Origin of the sequence: Methylocaldum sp. GT1TLB, from assembly GCF_051027445.1 — a bacterium.
Taxonomy (GTDB): domain Bacteria; phylum Pseudomonadota; class Gammaproteobacteria; order Methylococcales; family Methylococcaceae; genus Methylocaldum.
The window spans coordinates 1,746,907-1,771,114 of the sequence record NZ_CP194898.1 but is presented as its reverse complement, the minus strand read 5'-3'; the positions used below and the strand labels follow the sequence as shown (position 1 = coordinate 1,771,114).

The following is a 24,208-nucleotide window of genomic DNA, read 5'->3' as shown; positions in this document are numbered from 1 at the left end:
TTCGCTCCGGGATCGCTTAGCACCCATCACCACAGTCTGTGTGGTCCTCCCGTGCGGGTGGCGGGATCTCGGATCAGTCTGGCCTCAGAATTTGGTCGAGGTTACGCCCTCGAAGTAAAGGGTATCTTCGTACGCGGTGACGCACGCTTGGCATCCGCATTGCCCCAAGCAGGGGTCCGGGCATTCCGGAACGCATGTGCAGACTTCCCAAAAGGTCTGATCGTTGGTAAAGGGCCCCTTGTAAATGCCATCCGGCCGATAGCGTTTCCTTCCTTCTTGGGTGGGTATCTTCATGAGTTTCTCCCATATCAATCGTAGCCGCCGAGGTGGATTCAAACGATAGAATTTGCACAAACGGGTTTTCTGCCCGTTCCCTCGGGGAATGGTTAGGGCGAGGGTGAAAGCGCGCACGCTATTTTGCTGCTCTGAGGTGATCGATGGCCTCTTGGGCCGCCTGCCGCGCCATCTCGGCTTGATCCGCGTCGCTATGCTCGATGGCGCTATCCAGGCTTTTCAATGCCGCCGTCAAATGCTCGTCGAACGTGGACTGGGTCAATGCGGCCTCCACGTACGTCTTGGCGAGTTTTGCGTGCTCGCCCACGCCTTTGGCGTCGCCCTTCTCACCGGCGAGTACCGCGGCTTCGGAGTGTTTCCAGGCTTCCTTGATGTGCCGCTCCTTCGTGAACACGCGCCCCTTTTCGTCTTTTCCGGCAATCCCGGCTTGAGCGTGCTGTATGGCTTCTTCGGCTATCGCGGCGTTGAGGTTGAGTCCGAATAATGACATTAGGAGACCGATAAGCATTTTGCTGCGCATGTGGCTCCTCCTTTGAGCCCTATCGGCTCGAAAAAAAAGCTCAAATTTAACAATTAGTAAGTCGGAAGACTCTTACAGTTGCTAAGGAGTTTTACGAACAGATGCTTCGCGGATCGGATATGCGACAATCATCCCGGCGCGGGTTGGGAGAATTTTGATGATCGATGAGGCGCGGAGATTGACGAGCCAGGGAAGGGAAAGGTTCTGCTATTCTGCCCTACGAGCTGTGCTCTGGTCGAAGCGAAAACAAATCAGACCGAGTTAAAGCGCTAGCCGGCCAAACCATCCGGAGCTATTCGCGTTGTCGGCATAATTCGGCGTGATCGCGTGCAATGCGGGCGCCCGCTGGCCATGGGCCGATAAGAGGTCCAGAATCGCCGTACGGGATCACGGCTTCGGATCTTAGCTCTGCAAATTGAATATCCTGCCACAGGAGACATTATGAATCGTAAAGTTGGGGGTGATAGGCCGGCACGGCCGAACGGTCGTATTCTGGCCATTGTGTGCTGCCTTCCTCTCGCGGCGTGCTCCCTCATCACAGTGCACACGCCCGGGGGCAATACACGCACGATGAACCAGCGCGAGTTCGCGGAATACGTCGAGCACGTTTTTCGCTATCACAACCAAGTCGTCAACGAACTCATCGAACTTTCGGGCACAAGCGACGATATCGATGATGAGGACGCCGCCGAGCTCGCGAAAGAAGAGGCTCATATGCTTCAAGTCTGTGCATCTCTCAACGACGTCGTTTCCGAATCCATGACCGGGCAGGACACCGATTTTCAGGCCAAAATGCGGCTTGTCGACGCGGTTCCCGAATGCGAGGCGGCAACCCGCAAAGTGGAAGACCTGTTGCCTTAAGAGAGGGAAAGGTCAGGTCTCTCCCGATGCGAGCCAACGGGCGCAGTCGGCGCCCAATTCCGCGACGGCGCGGGACTCATACTCGTTCACATCGTCCGCCGTGAGAGTATCCGTCCAGCGGCCGTTCGTTCCCTTGTTGATGAAAACCCGAGCGCCTCCGTCCCAGAAGACGCCTCCCAGCGGAGCGCTTTTCGGCGCATTCTGCTTCATCCAGTCGAAGGAGCAATGCTCGACGATGGCTCCCCAGTTCGATTCGTCTACGGAGATGTCGAGGAAGGCGGCGATGCGGCGTATCTGGCCCGGCAGATCCCGTTTCAAATCGGCGAAATGGACCAGCATGACGTTGGGCATATTCCTGATGCTCCACCAGCTGCGGACGTTTTCCCAGAACGGCCAGAAAGGATAGCCGTCCCGATCCATCCAGTCGCGCCAATATTGCCGGACATCGCTGGTCGGCGGCTCGATCGGAGGACCCACGCGTCCGGGCGTGTCGTTCAAGGCTTCGTACCAGGCCCGATTGGCATTCGCGTGGTGGTTGTACAGACTCCAGACCACGTCCCGCCCGTCGCGTCCGATGTAGATGTACTTGGCGCGAGGCGAGAATACGAGGGCGTCTACCGGCAAGTGTGTCTTGAGGAAACGCCTATGGGTCTGCGCCTCCACGACCGGCAGCTTTTCCGCTTTAGGCGGTACGCGCAGATCGAGCCACGGCGACATGGTCGCGACCTCGATACCCGGATCGCCGCCGAAGAGCAGTTGGCCAACGATCTGCTGCATCCAGGTCGTACCGGATTTCCCGTAAGTCGCGACGACGATGTCGTCATCCCGAAATGCAAAGTCATTCCAGATCGTGGAATCGAAATGATGATTGTGGATCTCGCGAGCTTTTTTCGGCCATTCAACCGTCTGCGCCATGCGTTCATGTCTCCGGGGTGATTTTGGTTCTTCGAGAAGCGACTTTCCGATCTATTATTCAGGCCCGTAAATACCCTCCTGGTATTTCGGGCCGCCGCCCAGGCCCGGTACACGCCCGGCCTGGGCTCACGCGGCTTGTCGCCGCGCCGGGGCATCCCTGCCCCGGATTAACCCGGCCTATATTTATAGGCCGGGTTAATAGGCGAAGTCGGGTTCAGCGCCAACGACGTATTTTCCTAAGGTAAGCCTAATGACGATCGCTGAGCAACTCGTGCGTGTCGATTCTCACCGAATCAAGGCGGCGACGCACGATGCAAAACCTTTCGCCTCTTCGGGCAGTTCGGCGCGTTCGGCCGGGAGAGTGGGATCGGAAAGCGTAAACGACCCAGCCATCTTCGGGCTGGCGCCGGTTGTGTCTACGCTTCCCGCGATGTTGAAGGAATAGGACTTCCCGGCCGGCAGAAAGCCGATACATCCTTCGATAGTGTTTCCGGTACCCGCACTGTGGACTATGGCGAATGAGCTCAGGAGAGCGAGACTTCCAACGATTCCGATCGTGATCAAGATAAGATTTTTCATATTTCTTCTTCTTTTTTGATGACTCGCGAGGCGGTCACCGAGCCGCGTCAGCGGCCCGGTGGACGACCAAGTTAGGGGTGGTATCCATCCGACAGTGTCTTCAGAAAAGCGACGATCGCATCCTCCTGATCGTCGGTCAGATGAAGATTGCCCAATTCGTCGGTGTTTACATTCACGGGAACTTCCGGTGCCGGCCAGCAGTCTTGAGCCAGCGCATCCGCTTCCGTCGTGAACGGATTGAGACAAGTCGGTTTGGCATCCCGAGTGTTGTAGAAATGAACGATCCCTTTCAAGCTCTTGAAATACCCGTTATGTGCAAAAGCCTTGACGAAACCCTCATACGGCCGCTTGTCGACGTTGCGCAGCGTGGGCACCTTTTGTTTGCCCAGGTTGGCCGGTGCAAATTGCTGATAATCCGAGCGGTTCGCCAGGAATTCGCCGAGACCGAGGTCGATCCAGCCAAAACCCGCGGCGTTGAACTCGGACTGGGTATAGAAGGGGTTGTCGGGATTGCGGGGCACGCCGATGTTGTCATAAGTGAAGTCGGTGAACAGCGGCGGCTGGCCGTTGGGACCCGGATCCACGACATGGCAGTTCACGCATTTTCCTTTGCCTTTAAATAGGTTAAGCCCTTTCTTCTCTTGCTTGGTCAGTTTGACCACGCCTTTTAGATAATAGTCGTATTTCGAGGTAAAGGCGTTCGACTCGGGCGAGGCCTCGAAGTCGGCGACGGAGCGCGCGATGCGGTCGAAAGCGGCGTCCACCTTGTCCGGATCGCAGGCATCCGATCCCCAGACTTGCTTGAAAAGGCTCGCGTAGGAGCTGCCGCAAACTCTCGAAACGACATCGGCCGGCGCGGCCAGGGCTTGCTCCAAGGGATTGAGGAAAGGGCCTTGTGCCTGGTCCGCGGCCGGGTTGCCCAGTTTTTCGCCAGTGGCGCGGCCGTCCCAGAAGTTGCCGCCGATGAATAATGCGTCCTTCTTTTCGATTACATAATGCAAGACCGGGCTGGGGGACGCATAGGCCGAACTGGGCGGTTTGCGGTTGCCGAATCGGCCGCTTATGGAACCCTCATACACCGTCCCGGCTGCGTTGAGCGCGGAGTCGGGGCCGGTCCAGCCCGCCTCGGGCGCGTGGCAGGCAGCGCAGGCCTGGTTGCCGTTGACCGATAGATTTTCGTCGAAGAATATGGACTTTCCCAACTCCTCGGATGGCGTCAATGCCTGCGTCACAACGGGCTCTGCCATCAGGCACAGGCTTAGCGCGTAAATGGTGACCGTCTTCTTGCTCATGTAATCTCTCCTCCTGTTTGAGATCATCCGACTACGTTGTACGTCAGCCGAATCCAAAATGTGACAGACGCTCAAGCGTCGGCCGATTTGTCCCTCTCCAATACCGCTTACCTCTATCGAGCATCGCACCGATTTGGCCCTTCACCGGTCTGCCGGCCACACTCGACAGCCGGTCTCGGGCCGATACGTCAAACCGCCGGGACTTGTCGGGTCACTTGGGCGTAGGTCAACTCGACGGAGCTAGAAAAAACGAGCTGAACGGCTGGTCCGGAATTGCAGCTCGAACAAGCTGGGAACGCCGCAATGAAAGCGAAATTTTCCGGTGCGATACCGCGCTAGGAAACGCCCAAAGAGCATGACGGTCAAGTCGGTGAAATACGGAAAACCTTGTAGGACTAGGCTTACACGCCAAACCCCCTCAAGTGAAGCCGGCTGGACGGGGAAATCTTTCCTGACATGACCCGGCGGGAGACATGGCGGTGGATCGGCAAGGGATTGCCGACCCACCGCTTATTTTCGCCTACATATTGAAGCGCGGCGATTGCCCAATCCACTCCGCCAAGCCTTAGGTAAGCTCTGAACAAGTGGATTCCGTTCATGCCCTTCGACAGGCTCAGGAGAGCGTTCGACAAGCCTGTCCTGAGCCTGTCGAAGGACTTAATCAGAGCTTCCTTAGTGAAAAATGCCCACTAAAGACACGATTGCGATGGGAAAGGCAGACGTGCCGCAGGCGATCACTCGTCGCCAAAAATTGGTCGTTTTGGTGACGAGGGCGCCCCAAAGGTTTTGGTAAAAAGGGCGGCGCGACCGCGTGGAAGCCTAAGTACATTCAGGGAAGTCTTGCGGCATACGCACCACTGCAGGAGAAATCCGCCAATCGAACTAATTTGTCGAGATTCCGCAAAAGTGTATGGAATGTACTTAGAGCGTTTTTCATCCCGGTGTACGGCTTCGTGTCGGGAGGGAAGAACGTAGGTCGGCAATCCCTTGCCGACTTATCGGCTCGGCAAAGGGTTTTGTCGGCAAGGGATTGCCGACCTACCTGTCGGGCGCTCTGACACCCAATCGGAAAATGCTCTAATGGTTCGGCGGCGTCTGGGCTAATGCCGCGATTTCCCGTTTCGCCCGCTCGACGCCGTCGGGGTCTGCGTTCAGCGCGACGATCCGCTGCCAGTAGTCCGTCGCGGCTTGCGGGTTGTTCCGCAGGGCTTCGATGCGGGCCGCCGTCTCGAAAAAGGCGGATCGGGCCGACGGCGGGTAGGCATCCGGTCTCGTCTCGATCTGTTTTTCCAGGCGTGCCCGGGTATCGAGGGCACGTTGCATGGAACCGTACATGTCGACCTCGGCGTCCGTATTCATCTGCACGAGCAGCACCGTGAAGTCGTCAGGCGCCTTTTGGGCGGCTTCGTCGAGGTCCTTCAGACAATCCCACACCAAATAGAGTTTTTCCATGCCGAGCAGCCAAGGTCCGGTTCGGCCGGCGATCTTGCACTCGTTAGCCGCGAACCAGGCTTTCGCCGTCATATCGTCCGGATTTTCCTTGACGAGTTCCCGGAGCAGCGCGTCGGCCTCGTCGATCCGATTGTGCATGAAGTCCAGGCGCGCCAGTTCCAGTCGACTGTCGTAGTCGATCTGATGCTCGATCGCCCGGCGCAGCTCGATATCCGCCGAGGACCACGGCGTCTCCGGAAATTCCTTTCCGCAGCCGCCGATGAAGGCGGCCGCCGCCACGGCAAGCACTGTCTTTTTTTTCATCGTGAACACCTTCAGGTAGTTATCGAAATCAAAGGTAAAGGGCGAACCCGGAATACACGACGAAACCGAAGGGGATATCTTGGGTTTCCGATCCGGATGCGCCGCCGTAGTATTGGCCGCCCATGAGAATGGCCGCCCGGTCGAGTATCGGGTAACGCAATAATCCGCCGAGCAACACGCCCTGATCCTCGATTCCGTAACGGAGGAAGGCGCGGGCGTCCAGGTCGCCGATCAAATGGCTGTCGGAGATGCGGGCGAACAGATAGTGGCGCTGCATGCGGCCGAGCAGCGTGTTCGCCGTGCCCAGGAATCCGCCGGCCGCAGGTCCCAGGGGGGAGTCGAGCAGCGGCGTGCTCGATCCGGCGGCGTCTTCCAACCGGTCGAACTCCCCTTCGCTATAGCCTTCGCCGTTGTACAGATATTCCACGATAACGTTGACCAGGCTTTCGGTCGTGTACTGTCCGCCCAGTAGGAATTGCGGCCGCCATTCGCGTCGGTCGTCGCGGTCGAATACATAAAAACTCTCGGTTCCGCCGGGCAGGTCGATGCGTCGCGGCAGCGCCGTCCGGCGGCGGTCGCGCACGCTGACTTCGCCGTGCAGTTCGAGCTTGTCGCCGATCGCGGCCGAATAAGATCCACCCACGAAATTCATGTCTCCGATACGGGCATAGGTGAGCGCCGCGTCGCTGCTGGTGAACTGCTTGCGCAGGCGCAGGGCGTAGGCCCACTCGTAGCGGTTATCCGGTCCGTAGACTTTTTCCCGAGACTTATGGTTGAGCGTGTAGGCGCTGGCGCCCCAGCCGTCCTCCCCGGTCCAGTCGAGGCTGGCGTAGACCTCGCCGTTCCGCTTGTACGAGAAAACCCGGTCTTCGAAATTCAGCTCCTGGTCCTGGAACGGATTGCTGGGGTTCCAGATGTAGCCGGGACCCCACTTGAAAATGTCGACGCCCCCGCTGAGCACCACGTTGTCGGAAACGTTCCAGTCGAGCGCCGCCGCCTGCGTGTAGAAGTCCGCATCCCCATCCGTGCTGCGTATCCGTTCCTGTCCCCAGAAATCGCCCCGTAGCGTGAAGGGGCCAGAGCCGTAAATGGGCGACAGGCGCAGCCCCAGGATGCCCGTGTGCGCCGGGAAATCCAGAATCCGCCCGTCCGGATTGAAGGGCGTGTCGTCGCGGGGCGGCGCATACTGCCACGCGGCCTCGGCCTGTCCGCGAACACCCACACCGCCCAGGTCGAAGGCCGGGGCCGAGGGGCTGAAGGAGGCTGCCGTCAGCATGAGAGCGATTGCGCCGTGGCGGGTCGATTTCATCTCAGCCTGCTGAGCGCCGACACGGTGAACCGGGAAACCGGGAGTTCGGTGACCTTGAACTGCGAATATTCCATGATGGTCTTCTTGCCCGCGCTCAAGGGGTTCTGGATCTCGATGGTGACCAATTGCTCCTTGCCGCCCAAGTCGGGAAGCTTCTCATAGCGCGTATAGCGCGCCGTTTTGAGCAGCTTTCCGGTAGCCGCGAAAAACTCCGCCTGGTAGGGCATGAAGTTCTTCTCCTGTATCCAGAGGTGCAGTTTGTCGTAGGTCGCGAGACTGTCGGGCTTGGCCTTCAGTTCGAGGACGTGGCAGTGGATGCCGTCCACGGTTTCGCGCCTCAGGTAGGTCGGATCGTAGTCGCCGGAAAAATCGGTACTGGCGACGTCGCCGTTGGAGGCTTCGCCCAGCAGCCGCTGCTGTGGCGTGATACGGATGGGCTTGCTGCTCAAGGGCGAGTGGAACCAGAGGTTGCTCTGATCCATCAGGAGCGCCTTGCCCCGCTCGCTGACGGGATCGGCGTAGATGATCAGCGAGGTGTGGGCATTCAGGATCTCGGCCTTGAGCAGAAAGATCTTTTCGGCCTCGTCGGGCTCGATGCTGCGCAGCTTGAGTTCGAAAGCAAACGATTTGCCTTTGAAATTGCGGTATTCGTCGGCTTTCCGAAGCAATTCGACCGCCGACGGAGTTTCGCCCGTCGGCATGTCTTCGGCCGCCACGGAAGCGGACAAGGCCAGCAGCAGAGCGCCGGTTACGAAGGATAAAACGGATTTCATGGGTGTTTCCTCACGAATGGGTAGTGATCAAACGTATCTCAGAGCATCGACGATGGATTTCCGAGCCGCCTGCATGGCCGGCACCAGGGTGGCGAACAGGGCGATCAGGGCGACCGCGCCGACCGAACCGGCCCAGATCCAGGGAACGTACGCGATGCGGAGCGGATAGCCCTTGGATGATCCGGGAGGCGGCGGCATCATGATCTCGAGGGCATTCAGCGAATAGGTCAGGGCGATACCTGCGAGGACGCCGAGTACGGCGCCGAGGACGGCCAGCATCAGGCCTTCGGTCAGGAACTGCCGGACGATGCCGCCGCGATGGGTGCCCATGGCGCGCAGCGTGCCGATCTCGGCGGTGCGCTCCATGACCGTGACGATCATCGTGTTGGCCACGCCGAACACCACGACCACATAAATCACCAGATTGATGAACAGGAAAAAGCCGTCGTATAGATCGACCACCTTCTGGTAGAAGGTGGCCAGCTTATGCCATTCGATCCATTCGATGCCGAGGTCTTGCGCCCGGCTGCGGTCGGCCACGTCCGCCACCACCGCGTCCAAGGCCATGGTCTCGTCCAATAGCGCCACGACGGTGTCGACCGACTGGGTATTGAGAAGTTGCTGCGCGTGCGGGAGCGTCATCATCATGGCGGCATCGTCGTATTCCTTGGCGAAGCTTTGGAAGATGCCCTGGACCGTCACGTCGACCGCATTCATCACTCCGTTGACGGTGGACGCGAGCAGCGAGAGCTGGTCGCCGACCTTGACGTTGAGCGCCTGAGCCAGACCTTCCCCGAGCAATACGCCCTCGGGTTCCTCCTCATCCAGATCGGTGCCGTCGATGATCGTCAGCGCCGAGTTGATCAGCGTTTCCGTCTCCGGGTCGACGCCGCGCACGATGGACGCCTGGCTATTCTTTTCGTTACCCAGGAGCGCGGTAAACTCGAGCCTGCGCGAAGTCATTTGTACGTGGGGGTTGCTCTCCAGGAGCGCCTTGACCCGTTCGGCCTGCTCCAGCGGCATGCGGTAGCGGTCGGGGTCTTGCCTATGGTTCGCTTCGTAGCCCGCGCGGTGGATTTGGAGATGCCCGTACTGGCTGCGAATCACGGATTCCCGAAGGCCAATATAATTGGCCTCGACGAAACCGCCGAACAGGATGATGCCGGTGACGCCCGAGAGAATCGTCAGTAGGGCGAACAGCGAACGACGCTTGTGGCGGAGAATGTTGCGCCAGGCAACCTTGATCAGAAACATGCCGCCGTCCTCCCCTGAGTTCCCGCCGTCGCGTCGTTCTCGATCTTGCCGTCCCGCAGCAGGATGCAGCGTTCGGCATTTTCCAGAAGTTCCCGGTTATGGGTGCAGATGATCACCGTCGAGCCCTGCTCGCGAGAGAGGTCCAGCATGAGCTGTATGATCGCTTCGCCGGTAGTGGAATCCAGATTGGCCGTCGGCTCGTCCGCGATGAGAAGGCGCGGATGATGGACCAGCGCGCGGGCGATGGCGACCCGCTGTCGCTGCCCGCCGGAAAGCTCGTTCGGATAGTGTTTGGCGTGTCCGAGCAGCCCCACGGCCTCGAGCATGCCTTCGACCCGGCTGCGGCGTTTCTTGGCGCTTTTCTCGCCGTTCAGGAGCAAGGGATATTCCACGTTCTCGAATACCGTCAGCACCGGCAGCAGATTGAAATTCTGAAAAACGAAGCCGATGTAGCGCGCGCGGAAGTCGGCTAGCGCCCGATCGTCGGCGGAGGCGACATCGCGTCCCGCGACGACGATACGTCCCTGATCGAAGCGGTCGAGACAGCCGATGATGTGGAGCAGCGTCGATTTTCCGCTGCCCGAGGGGCCGCCCAGGAACAAGCGCTCGCCTTCGTTCACGGCGAGGGAAACGCCGCGGAGCGCATGCACCTGGCTCTCGCCGAGCCAGTAGGTCTTGTGCAATTCGCTTATTTGAATGAAGCCCATAGGTTTTTCGTTCTCGTGTGATTCGCTCGTGGTCTTTGAAACTCGCGGCATTCCCGTGTCTAGATGATCAAACCGTCATCCACCCGCAGCACTTGCCCGGTCATCCAATGGCCGCCGCGAGCGAGATGCAGGATATTGGCGGCGAGATGACCCGGACTGCCCTGTCTGGCAAGCCCCATGACCTTGAACAACATTTGTTCGTGGGCCGTGAGCCGGGCGCCGGTGTCGATGCCCTCGATGAAGCCATGGCAAATGACGTTGACGGCGATCCGGTAGCGGCCGAGTTCCTTGGCCAGGCATTTGCTCATGCCGATCAGCGCGCCGCCCGCGGCGGACCCGGCCAGGAAGCCTTCGCGCCCGCTGCTGGCGGCGTCGTCGCAGATCACGATCACGTTGCCTTCGACGCCGTCTTTGGCCATTCTCGGCGCGAGCGCGCGTACCGCGAGGAACAGCCGCTGGCTCGCAGTTATCGCTTCCGTCAACACGCGATCGGGATCGGGCTCGGCCGAGGCTTGGCGCATGCGGTCGAGAAAGACCAGCGCATCGATTCCGCCGAGCGCCGCGTGAGCCGCTTCGGCCGATCGTTCCAGACGTTCCGTAGCCGATTCGGCATTCGTCGCGTCCGATTCCTCGGAGTGGTGGACCGTGGCGCCTTGCGCGGCCAGCATGTCCGCGAGTGCGCCGGCGTAGGTTTCGCGCCCCAGGAGCCAGATACGGGGATGGCTTACCATGTGACCAGCCCCCCCGTGACGTTCAAGACCGTTCCGGTGATGAAGCCGGCTTCGGCCGAGGCAAGGAACAGGGCGGCACCGACCAGATCATTAGGGGTGCAGCTGCGCTTGATCGGCGTGCTGCCCATGATCGCGGCGCGCACCTGGGGTTTCATGACATCGGCGATGCCGCCGTCGAGGACCTGCGGCGCGATGCAGTTGGCGGTCCAGCCGCGGCCGGCGATTTCCCGCGCCAGTCCCTTGGTGTAGGCGATGACCGCGCCTTTCGCCGCCCCGTACAGCGAACGCATGGGTTGTCCCACCAGGCCGGTGATCGAGGTGATGTTGATGATGCGGCCGTAATCTCCGGCGGCGCATCTGCGCCGCATTGCCTCGCACAGGTAGACGACCGGCGCCAGGTTGCCCCGCAGCATGAGGTCCGCATCGCGTTCGGTCAGCATCATGATCGAATCGTCGCGCGCCGTGCCGATGCAATTGATCAGGACGTCCACGCCGCCCAGCCGATCGAACGCGCGATCGAACAGGTTTTCCGCCGCTTCGCGGTCGGTCAGGTCGGCCTGCGCCGGAAAGGCGCGGGACTGTCCCCGCTCCGCGTTGATACGCTCGGCCAAGCGCTCGGCGGGGCCGCTGCTCCGATGGTAATGCAGGCAGACCCGCGCGCCCGCGTCGGCGACGGCTGCGGCGATCGCGGCACCGATGGCGCCGCTGGCGCCGGCGATCAGCACGCGGCGCCCGGCGAGCGATGCCGGGCCCGATGCGGTGACGGAGCCGCCCGTCGCTCGATTGGTGTCTGTATTCGGCATGATGAGTCGATGTCCTTCCGATGCGTAAGCTTTAGCGGTTTTCGGCGAGGATTTTCTCCGCCTCGGCGAGCTTGCCGCGGGCGTCCGCCAGGTGCTCCGCCGGGCACTCACGGGATTCGCACAGCGCGAGATAATGTTTGAAGTCGACCACGGCGAACGAGGTCCGCTTCAGGAAGACCGGCAGCTCCATGCTGTTGTAGGCGCGGGTCAGGCGCACGACCAGATTGTCGGGATCCTTCTGCGCGGCCTTGTCGAGCAGGCGCGTACCGGATTTGACGAAAAAGGTCTGCTTGCCCGGATCGGTTTCGAACAGGGCTTTCATGGTGATCACGCTGCCCAGCCAGCCGGCCACCTCCTGATCCTCCGGGTGCAGCTTCTGAGCCTTCTTCAGATACTGCTCCGCAGTCTCGACCCGCTGCTTGTCGGGTGCGGTGCGGCTGATCTGATGCAGGATGATGCCCGCGGATTTCAATGCCTCGAAATCGTCCGGGTTTTGGCGCAGGGCGGTTTCATATTTCGCCAGCGCGTCTTTGGCCTCGGCGCCCTTGAGGTAGATTACGTCGGCCGCGAAGCCGTGGGCGCTGATGGATGCGAGCACAAGTACGGAAAGCAGTCGTTTCATTGACATCATGGTTCACTCTCTTCTGGATGGTTGAACGGGATACGGCGATAGAAACCGGCTAGATTTCTTCCAAGACGATTCGGGCATCGCTGCTGGCCTCCATGCCCGTCCATACGGCGGAATAAAGTCCCGCGATGCCGAACGAGTCGCTGTGCGCGAAGACGACGTTGCCGAACGGCTGCTTGGCGGCATTCAGGACTTCGTCCATGCCGGGCGTACACCCGACCATCGGGTGTCCCCAGCGGTGGAGCCGAACCGTCTCGATGGCGCCGCGGCTTCGGGGCAGGATGGCATTGAGATCGCCGACGATGCGCGCCGCGAGCTGCTTGGCCGAGCCGCCGAACAGTTCGATGCGGCCCGCGCTGCCGGGATACGGGACGTACACGGTCAAATGGCTCGATCCTTTCGGATCGCGATTGCTGCGAAGCCAGTCGGCGGCGACGATGAAACGGCTGAACCTCGAGGCGCTCGCGGTCTCGAAGGCGGGGGCGACCCGTCTCGACAGTTCCACCTGGGCGACCAGGTAGGCGTTGTAGCGAAACCGGTCGTAAACGTCCGGCCGCTCCTCGCGCAAACCCACCACGGCGTGCTTTGCGAACACCTTGGGGACGGCCATCACGGCGCAACGGGCCTCGATGGTTTGCAGCGAACCGTCGTCCGTGCATCCCGTCACCCAAACCTTGCCGTCCCGACGGTTCTCGACCCTGATCGCGGTGAATCCGGTCATCAAGGCGTTCGGACGGATCGCTTCGCAGCGCTCGCGCAGGATATCGGAGATGGCTCCATGTCCGCCGGGCAGGGTATAGGCGGGCGCCGGGAGATTCGAAAGCAGGTAGAGGGCGATCCAGGCGGAGACGTCCTCGCCGGTTTCGCCGAGACGGGAGCTCAGCATCAGTTTCAGGAAATGGTTCACGGCCTCCGGGTAGTCTTTGTCCGCGAGATACCGGCTCAGCGTGACGCGGTCGAGCTGGCGGATGTCCGCCCGATTGTCGGCGCGCGGAAAGAATATCCCGTCAATGGGGTGACGTAGCGCCGCCAGATCGTCGCGCACGCGGCGGAACCCCTCGCGCTCCCGCTTCGAGAAGGGCAGGTGGCGCCAGCCTTCTTCCGCCAAGGGGTCTTCGACCAGGCGGCCGCGGACATGGTAGGCCAGTCTGGGACCCAGAACGGGCTCGAACGGCACGTCCAGTTCCCGGAAGAAATCAATGAAGGGGGCCACCGGGCCCTGGCTGACCAGCGCTCCCAAGGGGTAATGAATGCCGCCGCTTTGCCGGCGCCGCGAGTTGCCGCCGAGAGCGTCCTCCTTTTCGACCAGCAGGCAATCATACTCGCCGAGCCGATACAGTGCGGTCAGCCCCGAAATGCCGCCGCCCACGATGACGATATCCTTGCGCAGAGAAGGCTCGGGGACCTTGAAGGAAACGCCGTCCCGAACCTGATGCGTGACCCCGAAGTGGTCGACTTCGTCGAAGGCGTTCGGAAGCCTGACGAGGTTCGGCCGGCCTTTGGCGTCGACGCGGAAGGTCGCCCCGGCACCCAATCCGAGTCCCCCGAGGACGGCCAGTGCTTTCAATGCGGAACGACGGTTCATGACGAAAACTCGACCACAAGGTCCGCTTTGGCGACCAGGACGCCGTCCTGATTGACGAAGCGGCAGGCGACTTCAGTCGGCAGGCGATCGCTTCCGGTAGGCACGCATTCCACCTGAACGGTCTGGGACGGCAGCACCGGTGCGGGAAACTTTTGCCGCACGATGCGGCGTATGCGGCAAGGACGGCCGTAGGTCTCGGTCAGAGCCTTGCGGGCGAAGGCGAGCAGCAACACGCCCGGCAGTATGGGATTGCCGGGAAAGTGGCCCGTGAATACCGGTTGTTCGCCGGAGACGACATAGGATTTCGTAGTCATGGCTCAAGCTCCCGTGACCGTGAGCCTGCCGGCGGCGACGACGGCGTCGCCCTGAAGTGCCCGGAAGCCGCCCCGGCACAGCCCGCCGAAGCGGGCTTCGATGCGGACTTCGATACGGATGTCCCGTTCCGGATCGGCGGGTGCATTGAACTCCACTTGCTCGAATCCGAGGAGCAAATGGCGGGCGTCCTCGCGCGATTCAGGGCGATCCGCGCCGGTGGCGAGCACCACGCCCATGATCTGCGCGGCGCTTTCCAGCACCAGTTCGTCGGCGAGATCGCGCCCGGTCCAGTCGTTCCATAGGATCCGGTCCTCGGCCAAGGTGACGTGACCGGTCCCGGCCGCGCCCGGTGTCTCGATGTCGATGTAGTTCGGCATCAGGATGGGGTGACGGTGAGGCAGGAGGGATTCGATGTCGGAACGTTCGAGTCGCATGGCTCTGGGTCCTATGCCGCGCAGTCGCAGCCGACGACCACGGAGACGTGGCTGCCGCCGACGCCCGATCCGTGGTGCAGGAAGCGGGATACCCGCTCCCGTGCCGTGCTGTAATTGAGAAGGGAGGCAATGCCTTCGTCGTAGTCCACGCCCTCGTTCATCGCCGGGACGACTCCGCGCTGGGCGCAAGCGATGCCCAAAGCCAGGCGCAGGACGCCGGAGGCGGCGAATTCGCCGGTATAAGCCTTGATCGCCGAAACTCTCGCCGAGGAGTCGCCGAGCGCCTGCCGCCAGACCTCCGCGTCCGAGCGATCCAGGTTTTTGCCGCCGTTGGCGGGGCTGGATACCCAGTCCATATCGGCGAGTTCGCACCCGGCTCGAGTCAGCGCCTGATCGATCGCCGCGACGGCCCCATCGGAATCGTGGCGGAACGCGTCCTTGGCCGACGATCGCAGGCCGATGCCTTCGATGGTTCCGAGAATCTTCGCCCCGCGCTCCAGCGCGGCTCGTTCGGTCTCCAACAGCAGGGCTGCCGCGCCCTCGCCCAGGGCGAAGCCGGAACGGCGGCGGGCGAACGGGTAGGAATCCTTGTCGCCGGCCAGGCCCAAATCGTGGAAGGCTTCCACCAGCGCCGGGCTGAGCTCGTCGGCGCCCACCACCAGGATGCGTTCGGCGAGTCCCTGGCGGAGCATCATGGACGCGTACAGGAGCGCGTATTCGCCGCTGACGTCGACGCCGGTGACGGTGGAGTTGGGACCGGCCACGCCGAGCTCGATCGCGGCGAGGCCGGCGCTGGCGTTGTACACCGTGGTCGGGAAATGGGCGGGGCTCAGGGTCTTGATGCCGTCGCGCAGGAACTTCTTCTGATGCTCCACGACGCTGTTGAGGCCGGAAAAACCGGTTCCCACCAGGAGGCCGCAGTCCCGGCGCAGGTCCGACGGCAGCTCCGCGTTAGCCAGTGCCTGGCTGCCGGCCGCGATGGTGTAGCAATTGATCGGGTCCATCCGCCGCGCCTTCTTCGGGTTCAGGTAATCGGCGACATCGAATCCCTGAACGGCGCCGAGGCGGCGTTCGGGCCCGAAGCGGTCGGTCTCCGCGAGTCCGGTCTTCCGCTCGGCCGTAGCCCGGACGGCTGTATCGACGTCGGAGCCCAAGGGACTCACGATACCGATGCCGGTAATGACGATCTGATCAGTCATGACGAATAACTCCGTTAAAAAGGTGTTAGGTTGCCGCGCCGGGGATCGAACCATTCGCCGTGGCCGGGCACGACGAAGTCGGCCTCGGCGACACGGCGGCGGGAGGCCAGGAGCCGTTCCCGATCGTGGACGATCAGATGATGGTCGATGCCCGTGGCGAGAAAGTCGTCCAAGGACAGCACCGCATCGCCGGCGATCATGCAGGCGCCCTGTTCGGTGTCCACCCAGAGGCCCATCTGGCCGGGGCAATGACCGGCCAGGTCCACCGTGGCGACGTGCGGCGAGAGCTGCTCGCCGGGGTCGCAGAGATGGAATTCGCATGCACGGTCGGACGATTCGAAGTCGTAGCGCGAATCCGTGGCGAGACGCAGGAATTCGCGCAGAAACACCGGCGCGATGAGCTCATGGCTCTCCTTGAGGAAGGCCTTGTAAGCTGCGCGGTCTTCCCGGTAGCGCATCAATTCGCACACGAATCGATATTCCTGTCGGGGGACATGAATCCGCCATCTCCGGCACTCGGGGGCCGACGCTTTGTAATGGTCGAAATGCAGGTGCGTGAAATAGGCGTCGGTGATGCCGTCCAGACCGAAGCCGACCACGCCGCGCAAGACCGCGTCGAGTTCCGCCGCCGTGGCGAAGTCGCCGTCGTCCACCAGGAAGCGCCGCGGCCCGTCGACGACCAGGGTCGCACTGGCGCGAAGCGTCAACCGGGTGGGGCGGTTCAAGCGGTAGACCCGCGCGTTCTCAGACACTGAGACCTCCGTCCACGACGATCACCTGGCCGGTCATGTAGCTGTTTTCGGGCGACGCCAGGAAGCAAGCGACACGGGCGACTTCCTCCGGGGTTCCGGCGCGGCCCATGGGAACCGACTTGATCAGCGGCTCGAGCTGTTTCGGATTCATGCCGGCCAGCATGTCGGTGTCCACGAATCCGGGCGCCAGCGCATTGACGCTGATGCCGTAGCGGGCCAGTTCCTTGGAGAGCGAGCGGGTCATGGCGATGACACCGCCCTTGGAGGCGGCATAGTTGGCCTGCCCCGGCGTTCCGATCAGGCCGCTGATCGACACCACGTTGACGATACGCCCGAAGCGCCGCCGCATCATGTCCTTGACGACGGCGCGGGACACCAGAAAGGTGCCTTTCAGATTGGTGTCGACCACGTCGTCGAAGGCCGCCTCCGACATCATGGCGAGAAAGCTGTCGCGGAGTATGCCGGCATTGTTGACCAGGATCTCGATCGGCCCGAGATCGCCGGTCACCGCCTCGACCATGGACTCCACCTCGGCGGCCGTCGCCACGTTCGCCGGATAGGCGCGGGCGGTTCCGCCGGCCTCGTGGATTTCCCGGCAGAGTTCTTCCGCCTTGTCGCGGTTGCTGGCGTAATTCACGGCCACTTTGCAGCCCGCCTCCGCGAGCGCTTTGGCGATGGCGCGGCCGATGCCGCGCGAGGCGCCGGTCACCAGCGCGACCTTGTCTTCGAATCCCATGATTTCACCCTTCATAGCGTCTGAAAATCAAAGAGGTGTTATTGCCGCCGAAGGCCAGGGAATTCGACATGGCGTATTCCATCGCGTGATTGCGGGCCCGATTCGGCACGTAGTCGAGATCGCATTCGGGGTCCGGCGTCTGATAGTTGAGCGTCGGCGGGGCGAACTGGCCTTGCAGGCTCTGCACCGTCGCGGCGGCTTCAATGGCGCCCGCCGCCGACAGCGTGTGGCCGATCATCGGCTTGATCGTACTCATGCAAAGCCCGTCGGGTTTTTCGCCGAAGACGCGCTTGACCGCGGCGGTTTCCGACTTGTCGTTGAGCTGCGTGCCGGTGCCGTGAGCATTGATGTAGCGTATCTGTTCCGGCTGTACGCTCCCTTTCCGGAGCGCCATGTCCATCGCGCGGGCCATGCCGTCCCCTTCGGGATGGGGGGCGGTGATGTGGTTGGCGTCCGAGGTCAGGCCGTAGGAAACGAACTCGGCAAGGATCGGCGCCTTGCGCCGCAAGGCGTAATCCATGTCCTCCAATACCAGTACCGCCGCCGCCTCGCCGAGGACGATGCCGTCCCGGTTCAGATCGAACGGCCGACTCAGCGTCGGACTCAAGGCGCCGAGCGCGTTGAAACCGGACAGGGTCACGTAGGAGGCCGCCTCGACTCCGCCGGCGAGCATTACGTCGGCATAGCCCTCGCGGATGAAATCGGCGGCGTAGCCCAAGGCGGTGGCCCCGGACGAGCAGGCCGTCATAATGCTGCTGCGCGGTCCCTGGAAACCGAAATAGGCGGCCACCACATTGCCGGCGTTGTCCGGATTGGTGGTGAGCAACCGGGACGGGCGCCTCGGTTCATGCCGGATGGCGCGGGTCACGTAGGCTTCCGTGTCGGCGACCGCGCCGCCGCTCCCGAGAACCACGCCCGTTCCGGCGCGAACTACCGAATTGGTCGGGAGGCGCGCCGAATCCAAGGCCTCCTGGGCGGCGGCCAGGGCATACAGATCGACCGACGAATAGTGCTTTCTGGCGCGGCTTCCGATACCCGCCGGGACCTCGAATCCCTCGATCTTGCCGAGCTGATTCGAGGCGAAGCCCTCGGTGTCGTGCCAGCGGTTCTCCTTCACCCCCGAGCGGCCGAGCCGGAGCGAGGCTTCGAACTGGCTGGCGTTATTGCCGATCGGGCTGACTATCCCTATGCCCGTGATAGCGATGCGTTTCATGGATACTCCCCTGCGGACTTAACCGGTAGCTTGTGGCGAGCTCAGGCTTTTGCCGCGATCAGCTGACCGATGTGGTCGGCCAGAGTGTTGAGGGTACGGAAGTGGGCTTGCACCTCCTCGTCCTGTTTCAGCTTCACGCCGAAGGTCTGTTCCACGCCGAGCACGATGTCGATCACGTCGATGGAGTCGATGTTCCATCCTTCCGGATCGAACAATCCGTCATCGTCGCCCGCATTGATCGCGGCGATATCCATGTTCAGGCGGTCAGCGAAGATGTTTTTCAGTTCGGTCTTGATTTGCTCGTTTTGCATGGCTTTTTTCCTCGTTTGGGGTTAAGAGTATTAGAAGACAGTCAATGGGTCTCTTTTTCGAACGCGTTCAACAGCTTTCGAATCGGCGGAATCGCGCGGAGCCTTCTGATCACCCGATGCCACGGCACCGGCGCGATCATCCGCGTCAGAACGGAAGACTTGAAGGACAGGGTTCTCGGGATGATGGCGTGCTCGGGACACGACTGCGAACACAATCCGCAGCCGATGCATTCGGTCGAAATGGCCACTGAGTCCAGCCGAGGGGTTTGTCGGTCCCAGGACGGCACGATGGCCGGGCAATCGACCTTCAGGCATTCCCCGCACTGGGTGCAAAGATCGGTTTTGATCGTGTACCGGTAATTGGTCGGCCCTTTCCGCGGCAATCCCTGCACGCAGTCGCCTTTGACCACCATGACGGACAGGCGGTCGGACGCCAGGAAGGCATCCAGGGTGGATTCCAGCTGATCCACGTCCAAGGCATCGACGACGGCGAATTCAGGCACGCCCAGTGCATGTAACAGGCGTTCCCAATCGTCCCGCTTGAGCGGCCGATTGGTGAGCTGGAAGCCGGTCATGGCCGTTCCGGCGTTGTCCAGGATCAGGATGGTTCCCGGTATCTCCGCCGTCACGGCGGTCAGTAGGGACGGGATGCCGGAATGAAAGAAGGTCGAATCGCCGATTACGGCGATGCAGGAGCGCGCCGCCTCCGGACCCATGGCGGCAAGGTAGCCCTGTAGGATGCCGAGGCTCGCGCCCATGCACAGATTCGCGTGCAGCGCGCCATGGGGTTCCAGCGCACCCAAGGTATAGCAACCGATGTCGCCGACCACATAGAGATCGCGCTTGCCCAGCGTGTAGAAGATCCCGCGATGAGAGCAGCCGGCGCAAAAACCCGGGGGGCGGGGCGGCAACGAAAGCCCGGAGCGGCTGTCCGGCACCGTAGCCTGGTGCCGGATCGGGATGACCTTTCGTTTGTGGCCGCTCCGTTCCAGCAGGCGTTCTGCGATTTCCGGGATATCCGGACTCTCGAGATGTTTGGGGGAGAACTCGCCGACCCCGTCGAAATGAGGACGCGCGGCGACGTTGACGCCCAGGGCGCGGATACTCTGCTCCAGGAATCGGCTCGATTCCTCGACCACCAGAATGCGCTCGCAACGCGCGGCGAACTCGAGGATCGCGTCTTCATTCAAGGGGTAGCTCATGCCGACCTTCAAGATCGGCGCCCGCCCCTCGAACAGTTCGCGGACGGCATGATAGGGGAAACCCGTCACCACGATGCCGTAGGGATATTTTTCCAGGCGTTCGGCCGGCATCAGGGTTTGCATGAACCACCGGCTCCAGTGTCCGTTGGCCAAGCGGTCGATTCTCCGCACCAGATCCTTGTGCCGGGCCGGGACGAATGCCGGCAGCAACAGGTACTTCTCTATCGGGGCGGCGAAGCCCAGATTCGGGAGAACTTGGCGTCTCGCTCCCATCACCGTTCTGGATGTGCCGTAGCAGATCGGGGTCGTAACCCTCACCACGACGGGGACGTCGAACTGCTCGCTGATTTCGAAAGCGAGTCGCGGAAAGATCAGCGCCTCGTCGATATCGGAAGGTTCGAGCACGGGGACGTGCGCCGCCTGGGCAAGCTGCCTGGTGTCCTGCTCGTTCTGCGAGGCCTTGGCGCCCGGATCGTCGCCGACGACGATGACCAGTCCGCCGCGGGTGCCGGTGTAGGCGACGTTGAAGAACGGATCGGCCGCCACGTTCAAGCCCACGTGCTTCATCACCGCCAAGGCGCGCTGCCCGGCATGGGCGGCGCCGATGGCCGCCTCCAGGGCGACCTTCTCGTTGGCCATCCATTGGGTCTTGATTTCGGGAAAGCGCAGGAGGCCTTCCACGACCCCGGTGACCGGCGAGCCGGGATACGAACCCACGAACGCGGCACCCGCTTCCCATGCGCCGCGCGCAACCGCCTCGCAACCGTTGAGAAATGCCATGTTCAAGCCCTCGCTTCGGATCGCTTCGTCTTGCGCAGATGGTCGACGTGCCGCACCGGGGTATCCGGGGCGTTCCATCGGGCTATCTGGCTCAATACCCGGCTGGGACCGACTTCCACAAATTCGCGGTAGTGCTCCGAACGGAGATTTCGAACCAGTTGTTGCCACAACACGGTTTGGCATGGCTGGCGCGTAAGCGTGGCGAAAACTTGATCGGCGGACAGCAGCCGCTCGCCGGTGATATGCGACCACAAGGCATGTACCGGCGCAGCGACGGTCAAGCCCAGTTCGGCAGCCCGCGCGGCGACTATTTCGGCGACGCGCCACATGCGGATCGAGTGGAAGGGGATACGGGCATCGATGTCGTCCCGGCGAATCAATGTCCCCTCAAGAGTGCGGCACAGCTGCTCGATGTCTTGTTCGCTCCCGTACACCACGATTTGGTAAGCGCTGTTGATCGCGAGCACTTCCACGGAGAAACGGTGGGCGAGACTATGGGCCCCGATGGGGGTGTTGGTGGTGATGACCGAGATTTTTCCGGTGTTCTCCGCGAATTCGTCCCAAGCGACGCTGAACATCGCCTGAAGCCAACCGAACGACATTTCTTCGGTCAATGAACAGGCAGCCACCGCTGCGGCGTAAAAACCCAGGCTATGGCCGCAACAGCCATAGTTCGCGTCGGGGCTGGATTGCCGTACGACGCGCCACCACAGGAGGTTGAGAGCGTGTATCCGCAGCTGGTGCAGGTTTTCGCGCTCCCGATCGCTAGCTCCGTGCTCGGTACCGAGATCGCAGCCGACCAGCTCGCTCCAAGCGGCCAGGAGCTCTTCCGACCACGGATGGTGAATCCGGAATTTCTCGATCATGCCGGGGTAATCCGCCCCCAAACCTGGAAACATGTAACAACAAGGCATCGGTCGATTCTCGGTTCTGATTAAACGTTGGCTTCGGCGAGTTCCGCTTCGCCATATTCGGGGTGGACGCAGTCGGATGATTTTTGACGATTGGAGAGAGGCTTATTGGATGCTTCGCTGTAGAACCGCAGGAAACCCCATTCCATCGCCCGGATGTTCTTGTGCGCGGTACGTGGCGCCAAAGCACCGAAGGCGAGCGTCTTGGCGCGTTGGATGTCGAGGTCGAAGGCGGCGCAGAAGAATCCGAGCATGGCGCTGGATGCATAAACCGCTTCCATGCGCTCGGATAGATGCCATTGCGCCAGGGGAATCAGCACGCAGTGAGCGCCTCGCCCTTCCAGTTCGCGCAGGATTTCCTGCGTGTCGGCGTAGGCGTACTGCTGGAGCCCGCCACAGATGGTTTCGATGCGTACATCGGAAAGAAGGCACCAGGAGCCGGGCCGCAGCCGGTCGCGATACCGAAGCGCCTCAAGGGGTTCCAGGCCGATCAGGATGTCTACGTCCGATACGGCCAGGGACGGCGCGCACACCGAACGACCAGCGATCAGCGTGGCGGCGGTGCTTGCGCGGCGTTGCGCCACACCGCGCTGCTCCGCCGTACACACATGGCAGTACCGGTCGGCGATCAGGTCGCGCAGTCGCCGGGTCAGGTTGGCCACACCTTGTCCGCCGATACCTACCATGAGGATGCGAAGATCCTCTGGCAGTTCGCCGGGATGGAAGCGGTACGCTTCTGCCGTGTTCTCGGGGTCCGATGCCGACTGGCCACAGTCTTCCCACTGGATGAACTTGTTCCAGTCATTCCGAAGACGCACGGCGGATGGACGCCTCGCTATGCTCATTTCGCATGCTCCTCTTCATATTGAAGTTCGTTTTCGTTCCTCACAACTTCACATCGGGTAAACGCTCCAAGGAGCGGCTGGAGAGTTGTCTCTCCGTCCGTGTGTTCTTGTTGAGGAGTTCTTAGGCGCAAGAGTCTATAGGCTGAGATGTTAATTAAATGTGACATATTCACGCGATAGCAAGCGTTGTTGCGCCACGGCCGCCTGTAGGGCTTTTCCAAAGGCAATGCCGATGAGCCTACGCAGGTTGATCAAGACCGGTCGGCGAACGGCGTTGAGGACCGATATGTACAGACAGACACCGTTGGACGTTTTGCCGGTTCCAGGCGAGTGCCTCGTGCGCTAAGTACATTCCGCAAATATTTGCGGAATCTCGACAGATTGGCTTGATTGGCGGGGTTGTCCGGCAGGTTGCCTATGCCGCAAGACTTCCCTGAATGTACTTAGAGCGTTTTCATCGCGCTCGTACGGCAAAACCGGCTTGGCGGAAGTCGTTGGCGCCTTCGGCTCGGGTGAATGAATTCAAGCATTCGTAGGTCGGCAATCCTTTGCCGACGAAGACGTTCGGCCAGGACGTGGCGTCGGGAAGGGCGGCTTCGGCGCTCCAATCGCAAACGGCCTGGCCGGGAGCGCCGGCCACGCCCTTCCCGAAGACGCCGTTTGCGATTGGAAGGGGCCGATTAAAGGCCCGTTTGCGATTGGGAAGGGATTCCCGACCTACGCGCGAATGCCGGTACAGTCGGTATGAAAATGCTCTAAAAAAACAAAAAAGAGCTTCTGAGGTGCCCGGACTCTCTTGCTGAATCCGACATGGCGAAACGAAGTGCGGCAGAGGCGCGGAATCGCTTCATGAAAATACGATAGCGCCACGAAAAACGAGCAATACAGAAGGGAAGGCAAGCGATCGCGGCGTATCGAGTCGCCGCGCCATGGCGGCTTGATACGGCTGTGCGAGTCAAAACGCGGCGAACAGGTAGTCCAGTGCCGGACGGAAACAAGAATGGGTTGACACCGCAATTTGTCAGCAGACTTTCCGCCGGCACTGCGTCTTCGACAGCTTACTTCTGTATGGGAACAGCATTCAAAACGGAAAAGTCCGAGGCTTGAATCTCGGCGACGCCGCTGAGCCTGGTATCGGTCCCTGTGGCAGTGAGCCAGCAGGAATAGGCCAGGTTGCCCTGGATCGGCGCGACAAAAGCGCAATACGTGGCAGGTTGAAGTTCGGCGTCACAAGTGTCGCTAGAGGGAGCGACGGTCTCGTTAGTGTTCGTGAATATCTGGCGTTGCGTGATTGTCACCGGGGACAAGCCGTAATTGAAGATTCGGCAACTGATATTCCCGCCTACAGAGCCGGGACCACCATAGGCCGGACCTCCGGCGAAGATTTCTGCCTGTGCGGTTCCGCAGAAGCCGATGAGAGCAGCAAGCGCAGCAAATGTAAGACGAACGTTCATGGCAATCTCCTTTGCTCACTAACGATGGGTCCTATAAAGGGTTGCTTTGG

At 61.5% G+C, this 24,208-nt stretch carries 27 protein-coding genes; 1 reads left to right on the top strand and 26 read right to left on the bottom strand.

What is annotated here, in order from left to right; all coding sequences use genetic code 11:
- Positions 1 to 84: 84 nt before the first annotated feature.
- Both ACR2R1_RS07660 and smbP read right to left on the bottom strand, forming a co-directional pair.
- Positions 85 to 294 (bottom strand): hypothetical protein, encoded by a 210-nt coding sequence (locus tag ACR2R1_RS07660; RefSeq protein WP_077730657.1) that lies wholly within the window; start codon positions 292 to 294, stop codon positions 85 to 87.
- Positions 295 to 412: 118 nt separating this feature from the next.
- Positions 413 to 814, bottom strand: coding sequence for a small metal-binding protein SmbP (smbP, locus tag ACR2R1_RS07655; protein WP_434113392.1), 402 nt, complete (start codon positions 812 to 814; stop codon positions 413 to 415).
- A gap of 441 nt (positions 815 to 1,255) precedes the next feature.
- Between smbP and ACR2R1_RS07650 the strand changes: the two genes are divergently transcribed.
- Positions 1,256 to 1,675, top strand: coding sequence for a hypothetical protein (locus ACR2R1_RS07650; RefSeq protein WP_133717184.1), 420 nt, complete (start codon positions 1,256 to 1,258; stop codon positions 1,673 to 1,675).
- A gap of 12 nt (positions 1,676 to 1,687) precedes the next feature.
- On the opposite strand, the gene ACR2R1_RS07645 is transcribed toward ACR2R1_RS07650, so the two are convergent.
- The 24 genes from ACR2R1_RS07645 to ACR2R1_RS07530 all read right to left on the bottom strand — a co-directional run bounded on the left by ACR2R1_RS07645 (position 1,688) and on the right by ACR2R1_RS07530 (position 24,158).
- The gene (locus ACR2R1_RS07645; RefSeq protein ID WP_086133509.1) at positions 1,688 to 2,590 is read right to left on the bottom strand and encodes a sulfotransferase domain-containing protein; all 903 of its coding nucleotides are present in this window, start codon (positions 2,588 to 2,590) and stop codon (positions 1,688 to 1,690) included.
- 285 nt (positions 2,591 to 2,875) lie between these two features.
- On the bottom strand, positions 2,876 to 3,169 hold the full coding sequence (locus ACR2R1_RS07640; protein WP_077730653.1) for a hypothetical protein: 294 nt from the start codon (positions 3,167 to 3,169) through the stop codon (positions 2,876 to 2,878).
- Positions 3,170 to 3,240: 71 nt separating this feature from the next.
- Positions 3,241 to 4,461, bottom strand: coding sequence for a cytochrome-c peroxidase (locus ACR2R1_RS07635; RefSeq protein ID WP_086133510.1), 1,221 nt, complete (start codon positions 4,459 to 4,461; stop codon positions 3,241 to 3,243).
- 1,077 nt (positions 4,462 to 5,538) lie between these two features.
- Positions 5,539 to 6,216 (bottom strand): hypothetical protein, encoded by a 678-nt coding sequence (locus tag ACR2R1_RS07630; protein WP_347258399.1) that lies wholly within the window; start codon positions 6,214 to 6,216, stop codon positions 5,539 to 5,541.
- Between the two features lie 28 nt (positions 6,217 to 6,244).
- Entirely contained in the window at positions 6,245 to 7,525 is a 1,281-nt protein-coding gene (locus ACR2R1_RS07625) for a hypothetical protein (protein WP_434113389.1), read from the bottom strand.
- Positions 7,522 to 8,298 (bottom strand): outer membrane lipoprotein-sorting protein, encoded by a 777-nt coding sequence (locus ACR2R1_RS07620; protein ID WP_434113387.1) that lies wholly within the window; start codon positions 8,296 to 8,298, stop codon positions 7,522 to 7,524. The genes ACR2R1_RS07625 and ACR2R1_RS07620 overlap by 4 nt, the downstream gene beginning before the upstream one ends.
- A 27-nt stretch (positions 8,299 to 8,325) precedes the next feature.
- The gene (locus tag ACR2R1_RS07615) at positions 8,326 to 9,552 is read right to left on the bottom strand and encodes an FtsX-like permease family protein (RefSeq protein WP_156879829.1); all 1,227 of its coding nucleotides are present in this window, start codon (positions 9,550 to 9,552) and stop codon (positions 8,326 to 8,328) included.
- Positions 9,543 to 10,259 carry an ABC transporter ATP-binding protein gene (locus ACR2R1_RS07610; protein WP_086133513.1) on the bottom strand — a complete coding sequence of 239 codons (717 nt, stop codon included), beginning with the start codon at positions 10,257 to 10,259 and terminating at the stop codon, positions 9,543 to 9,545. Before ACR2R1_RS07610 ends, ACR2R1_RS07615 begins: the two co-directional genes overlap by 10 nt.
- 59 nt (positions 10,260 to 10,318) lie before the next feature.
- Positions 10,319 to 10,990, bottom strand: a complete 672-nt coding sequence (locus ACR2R1_RS07605) for an SDR family NAD(P)-dependent oxidoreductase (RefSeq protein WP_086133514.1) — start codon at positions 10,988 to 10,990, stop codon at positions 10,319 to 10,321.
- Positions 10,984 to 11,793 carry an SDR family NAD(P)-dependent oxidoreductase gene (locus ACR2R1_RS07600; RefSeq protein WP_077730645.1) on the bottom strand — a complete coding sequence of 270 codons (810 nt, stop codon included), beginning with the start codon at positions 11,791 to 11,793 and terminating at the stop codon, positions 10,984 to 10,986. Before ACR2R1_RS07600 ends, ACR2R1_RS07605 begins: the two co-directional genes overlap by 7 nt.
- 31 nt (positions 11,794 to 11,824) lie before the next feature.
- Complete coding sequence (locus ACR2R1_RS07595; protein WP_434113383.1) at positions 11,825 to 12,424, bottom strand: tetratricopeptide repeat protein; 600 nt, start codon at positions 12,422 to 12,424, stop codon at positions 11,825 to 11,827.
- 49 nt (positions 12,425 to 12,473) lie between these two features.
- On the bottom strand, positions 12,474 to 14,006 hold the full coding sequence (locus tag ACR2R1_RS07590) for an FAD-dependent oxidoreductase (RefSeq protein WP_434113381.1): 1,533 nt from the start codon (positions 14,004 to 14,006) through the stop codon (positions 12,474 to 12,476).
- On the bottom strand, positions 14,003 to 14,320 hold the full coding sequence (locus tag ACR2R1_RS07585) for a hypothetical protein (protein WP_434113379.1): 318 nt from the start codon (positions 14,318 to 14,320) through the stop codon (positions 14,003 to 14,005). The genes ACR2R1_RS07590 and ACR2R1_RS07585 overlap by 4 nt, the downstream gene beginning before the upstream one ends.
- Positions 14,321 to 14,323: 3 nt before the next feature.
- A complete protein-coding gene (locus tag ACR2R1_RS07580) occupies positions 14,324 to 14,755 on the bottom strand; it encodes a hypothetical protein (protein ID WP_434113377.1) in 432 nt (143 codons plus the stop codon).
- Positions 14,756 to 14,766: 11 nt separating this feature from the next.
- Positions 14,767 to 15,954: a beta-ketoacyl-[acyl-carrier-protein] synthase family protein gene (locus tag ACR2R1_RS07575; protein WP_168183756.1), complete on the bottom strand. Its 1,188-nt coding sequence runs from the start codon at positions 15,952 to 15,954 to the stop codon at positions 14,767 to 14,769.
- Positions 15,955 to 15,968: 14 nt separating this feature from the next.
- Positions 15,969 to 16,706 carry an MBL fold metallo-hydrolase gene (locus ACR2R1_RS07570; RefSeq protein ID WP_434113374.1) on the bottom strand — a complete coding sequence of 246 codons (738 nt, stop codon included), beginning with the start codon at positions 16,704 to 16,706 and terminating at the stop codon, positions 15,969 to 15,971.
- Positions 16,699 to 17,442, bottom strand: a complete 744-nt coding sequence (gene fabG, locus ACR2R1_RS07565) for a 3-oxoacyl-[acyl-carrier-protein] reductase (RefSeq protein WP_347258984.1) — start codon at positions 17,440 to 17,442, stop codon at positions 16,699 to 16,701. Before fabG ends, ACR2R1_RS07570 begins: the two co-directional genes overlap by 8 nt.
- Positions 17,443 to 17,446: 4 nt before the next feature.
- Positions 17,447 to 18,655 (bottom strand): beta-ketoacyl-[acyl-carrier-protein] synthase family protein, encoded by a 1,209-nt coding sequence (locus tag ACR2R1_RS07560; RefSeq protein ID WP_434113372.1) that lies wholly within the window; start codon positions 18,653 to 18,655, stop codon positions 17,447 to 17,449.
- A 41-nt stretch (positions 18,656 to 18,696) separates the two neighbouring features.
- Positions 18,697 to 18,966, bottom strand: a complete 270-nt coding sequence (locus ACR2R1_RS07555) for an acyl carrier protein (protein WP_077730637.1) — start codon at positions 18,964 to 18,966, stop codon at positions 18,697 to 18,699.
- Between the two features lie 41 nt (positions 18,967 to 19,007).
- Entirely contained in the window at positions 19,008 to 20,948 is a 1,941-nt protein-coding gene (locus ACR2R1_RS07550) for a thiamine pyrophosphate-dependent enzyme (RefSeq protein WP_434113370.1), read from the bottom strand.
- Between the two features lie 2 nt (positions 20,949 to 20,950).
- Positions 20,951 to 21,814 carry an ACP S-malonyltransferase gene (locus tag ACR2R1_RS07545; RefSeq protein ID WP_434113368.1) on the bottom strand — a complete coding sequence of 288 codons (864 nt, stop codon included), beginning with the start codon at positions 21,812 to 21,814 and terminating at the stop codon, positions 20,951 to 20,953.
- A gap of 68 nt (positions 21,815 to 21,882) precedes the next feature.
- On the bottom strand, positions 21,883 to 22,704 hold the full coding sequence (locus ACR2R1_RS07540; RefSeq protein ID WP_434113366.1) for a 2-oxoacid:acceptor oxidoreductase family protein: 822 nt from the start codon (positions 22,702 to 22,704) through the stop codon (positions 21,883 to 21,885).
- Between the two features lie 454 nt (positions 22,705 to 23,158).
- Complete coding sequence (locus ACR2R1_RS07535; protein WP_156879836.1) at positions 23,159 to 23,344, bottom strand: hypothetical protein; 186 nt, start codon at positions 23,342 to 23,344, stop codon at positions 23,159 to 23,161.
- A gap of 418 nt (positions 23,345 to 23,762) precedes the next feature.
- Positions 23,763 to 24,158 carry a hypothetical protein gene (locus ACR2R1_RS07530; RefSeq protein ID WP_133717204.1) on the bottom strand — a complete coding sequence of 132 codons (396 nt, stop codon included), beginning with the start codon at positions 24,156 to 24,158 and terminating at the stop codon, positions 23,763 to 23,765.
- Between the last annotated feature and the right edge of the window lie 50 nt (positions 24,159 to 24,208).

Coding starts and splice junctions, on each gene's coding strand:
- ACR2R1_RS07660 (WP_077730657.1), bottom strand. CDS start 294: ATGAAGATACCCACCCAAGAAGGAAGGAAACGCTATCGGCCGGATGGC.
- smbP (WP_434113392.1), bottom strand. CDS start 814: ATGCGCAGCAAAATGCTTATCGGTCTCCTAATGTCATTATTCGGACTC.
- ACR2R1_RS07650 (WP_133717184.1), top strand. CDS start 1,256: ATGAATCGTAAAGTTGGGGGTGATAGGCCGGCACGGCCGAACGGTCGT.
- ACR2R1_RS07645 (WP_086133509.1), bottom strand. CDS start 2,590: ATGGCGCAGACGGTTGAATGGCCGAAAAAAGCTCGCGAGATCCACAAT.
- ACR2R1_RS07640 (WP_077730653.1), bottom strand. CDS start 3,169: ATGAAAAATCTTATCTTGATCACGATCGGAATCGTTGGAAGTCTCGCT.
- ACR2R1_RS07635 (WP_086133510.1), bottom strand. CDS start 4,461: ATGAGCAAGAAGACGGTCACCATTTACGCGCTAAGCCTGTGCCTGATG.
- ACR2R1_RS07630 (WP_347258399.1), bottom strand. CDS start 6,216: ATGAAAAAAAAGACAGTGCTTGCCGTGGCGGCGGCCGCCTTCATCGGC.
- ACR2R1_RS07625 (WP_434113389.1), bottom strand. CDS start 7,525: ATGAAATCGACCCGCCACGGCGCAATCGCTCTCATGCTGACGGCAGCC.
- ACR2R1_RS07620 (WP_434113387.1), bottom strand. CDS start 8,298: ATGAAATCCGTTTTATCCTTCGTAACCGGCGCTCTGCTGCTGGCCTTG.
- ACR2R1_RS07615 (WP_156879829.1), bottom strand. CDS start 9,552: ATGTTTCTGATCAAGGTTGCCTGGCGCAACATTCTCCGCCACAAGCGT.
- ACR2R1_RS07610 (WP_086133513.1), bottom strand. CDS start 10,259: ATGGGCTTCATTCAAATAAGCGAATTGCACAAGACCTACTGGCTCGGC.
- ACR2R1_RS07605 (WP_086133514.1), bottom strand. CDS start 10,990: ATGGTAAGCCATCCCCGTATCTGGCTCCTGGGGCGCGAAACCTACGCC.
- ACR2R1_RS07600 (WP_077730645.1), bottom strand. CDS start 11,793: ATGCCGAATACAGACACCAATCGAGCGACGGGCGGCTCCGTCACCGCA.
- ACR2R1_RS07595 (WP_434113383.1), bottom strand. CDS start 12,424: ATGATGTCAATGAAACGACTGCTTTCCGTACTTGTGCTCGCATCCATC.
- ACR2R1_RS07590 (WP_434113381.1), bottom strand. CDS start 14,006: ATGAACCGTCGTTCCGCATTGAAAGCACTGGCCGTCCTCGGGGGACTC.
- ACR2R1_RS07585 (WP_434113379.1), bottom strand. CDS start 14,320: ATGACTACGAAATCCTATGTCGTCTCCGGCGAACAACCGGTATTCACG.
- ACR2R1_RS07580 (WP_434113377.1), bottom strand. CDS start 14,755: ATGCGACTCGAACGTTCCGACATCGAATCCCTCCTGCCTCACCGTCAC.
- ACR2R1_RS07575 (WP_168183756.1), bottom strand. CDS start 15,954: ATGACTGATCAGATCGTCATTACCGGCATCGGTATCGTGAGTCCCTTG.
- fabG (WP_347258984.1), bottom strand. CDS start 17,442: ATGGGATTCGAAGACAAGGTCGCGCTGGTGACCGGCGCCTCGCGCGGC.
- ACR2R1_RS07560 (WP_434113372.1), bottom strand. CDS start 18,655: ATGAAACGCATCGCTATCACGGGCATAGGGATAGTCAGCCCGATCGGC.
- ACR2R1_RS07555 (WP_077730637.1), bottom strand. CDS start 18,966: ATGCAAAACGAGCAAATCAAGACCGAACTGAAAAACATCTTCGCTGAC.
- ACR2R1_RS07550 (WP_434113370.1), bottom strand. CDS start 20,948: ATGGCATTTCTCAACGGTTGCGAGGCGGTTGCGCGCGGCGCATGGGAA.
- ACR2R1_RS07545 (WP_434113368.1), bottom strand. CDS start 21,814: ATGATCGAGAAATTCCGGATTCACCATCCGTGGTCGGAAGAGCTCCTG.
- ACR2R1_RS07540 (WP_434113366.1), bottom strand. CDS start 22,704: ATGAGCATAGCGAGGCGTCCATCCGCCGTGCGTCTTCGGAATGACTGG.
- ACR2R1_RS07530 (WP_133717204.1), bottom strand. CDS start 24,158: ATGAACGTTCGTCTTACATTTGCTGCGCTTGCTGCTCTCATCGGCTTC.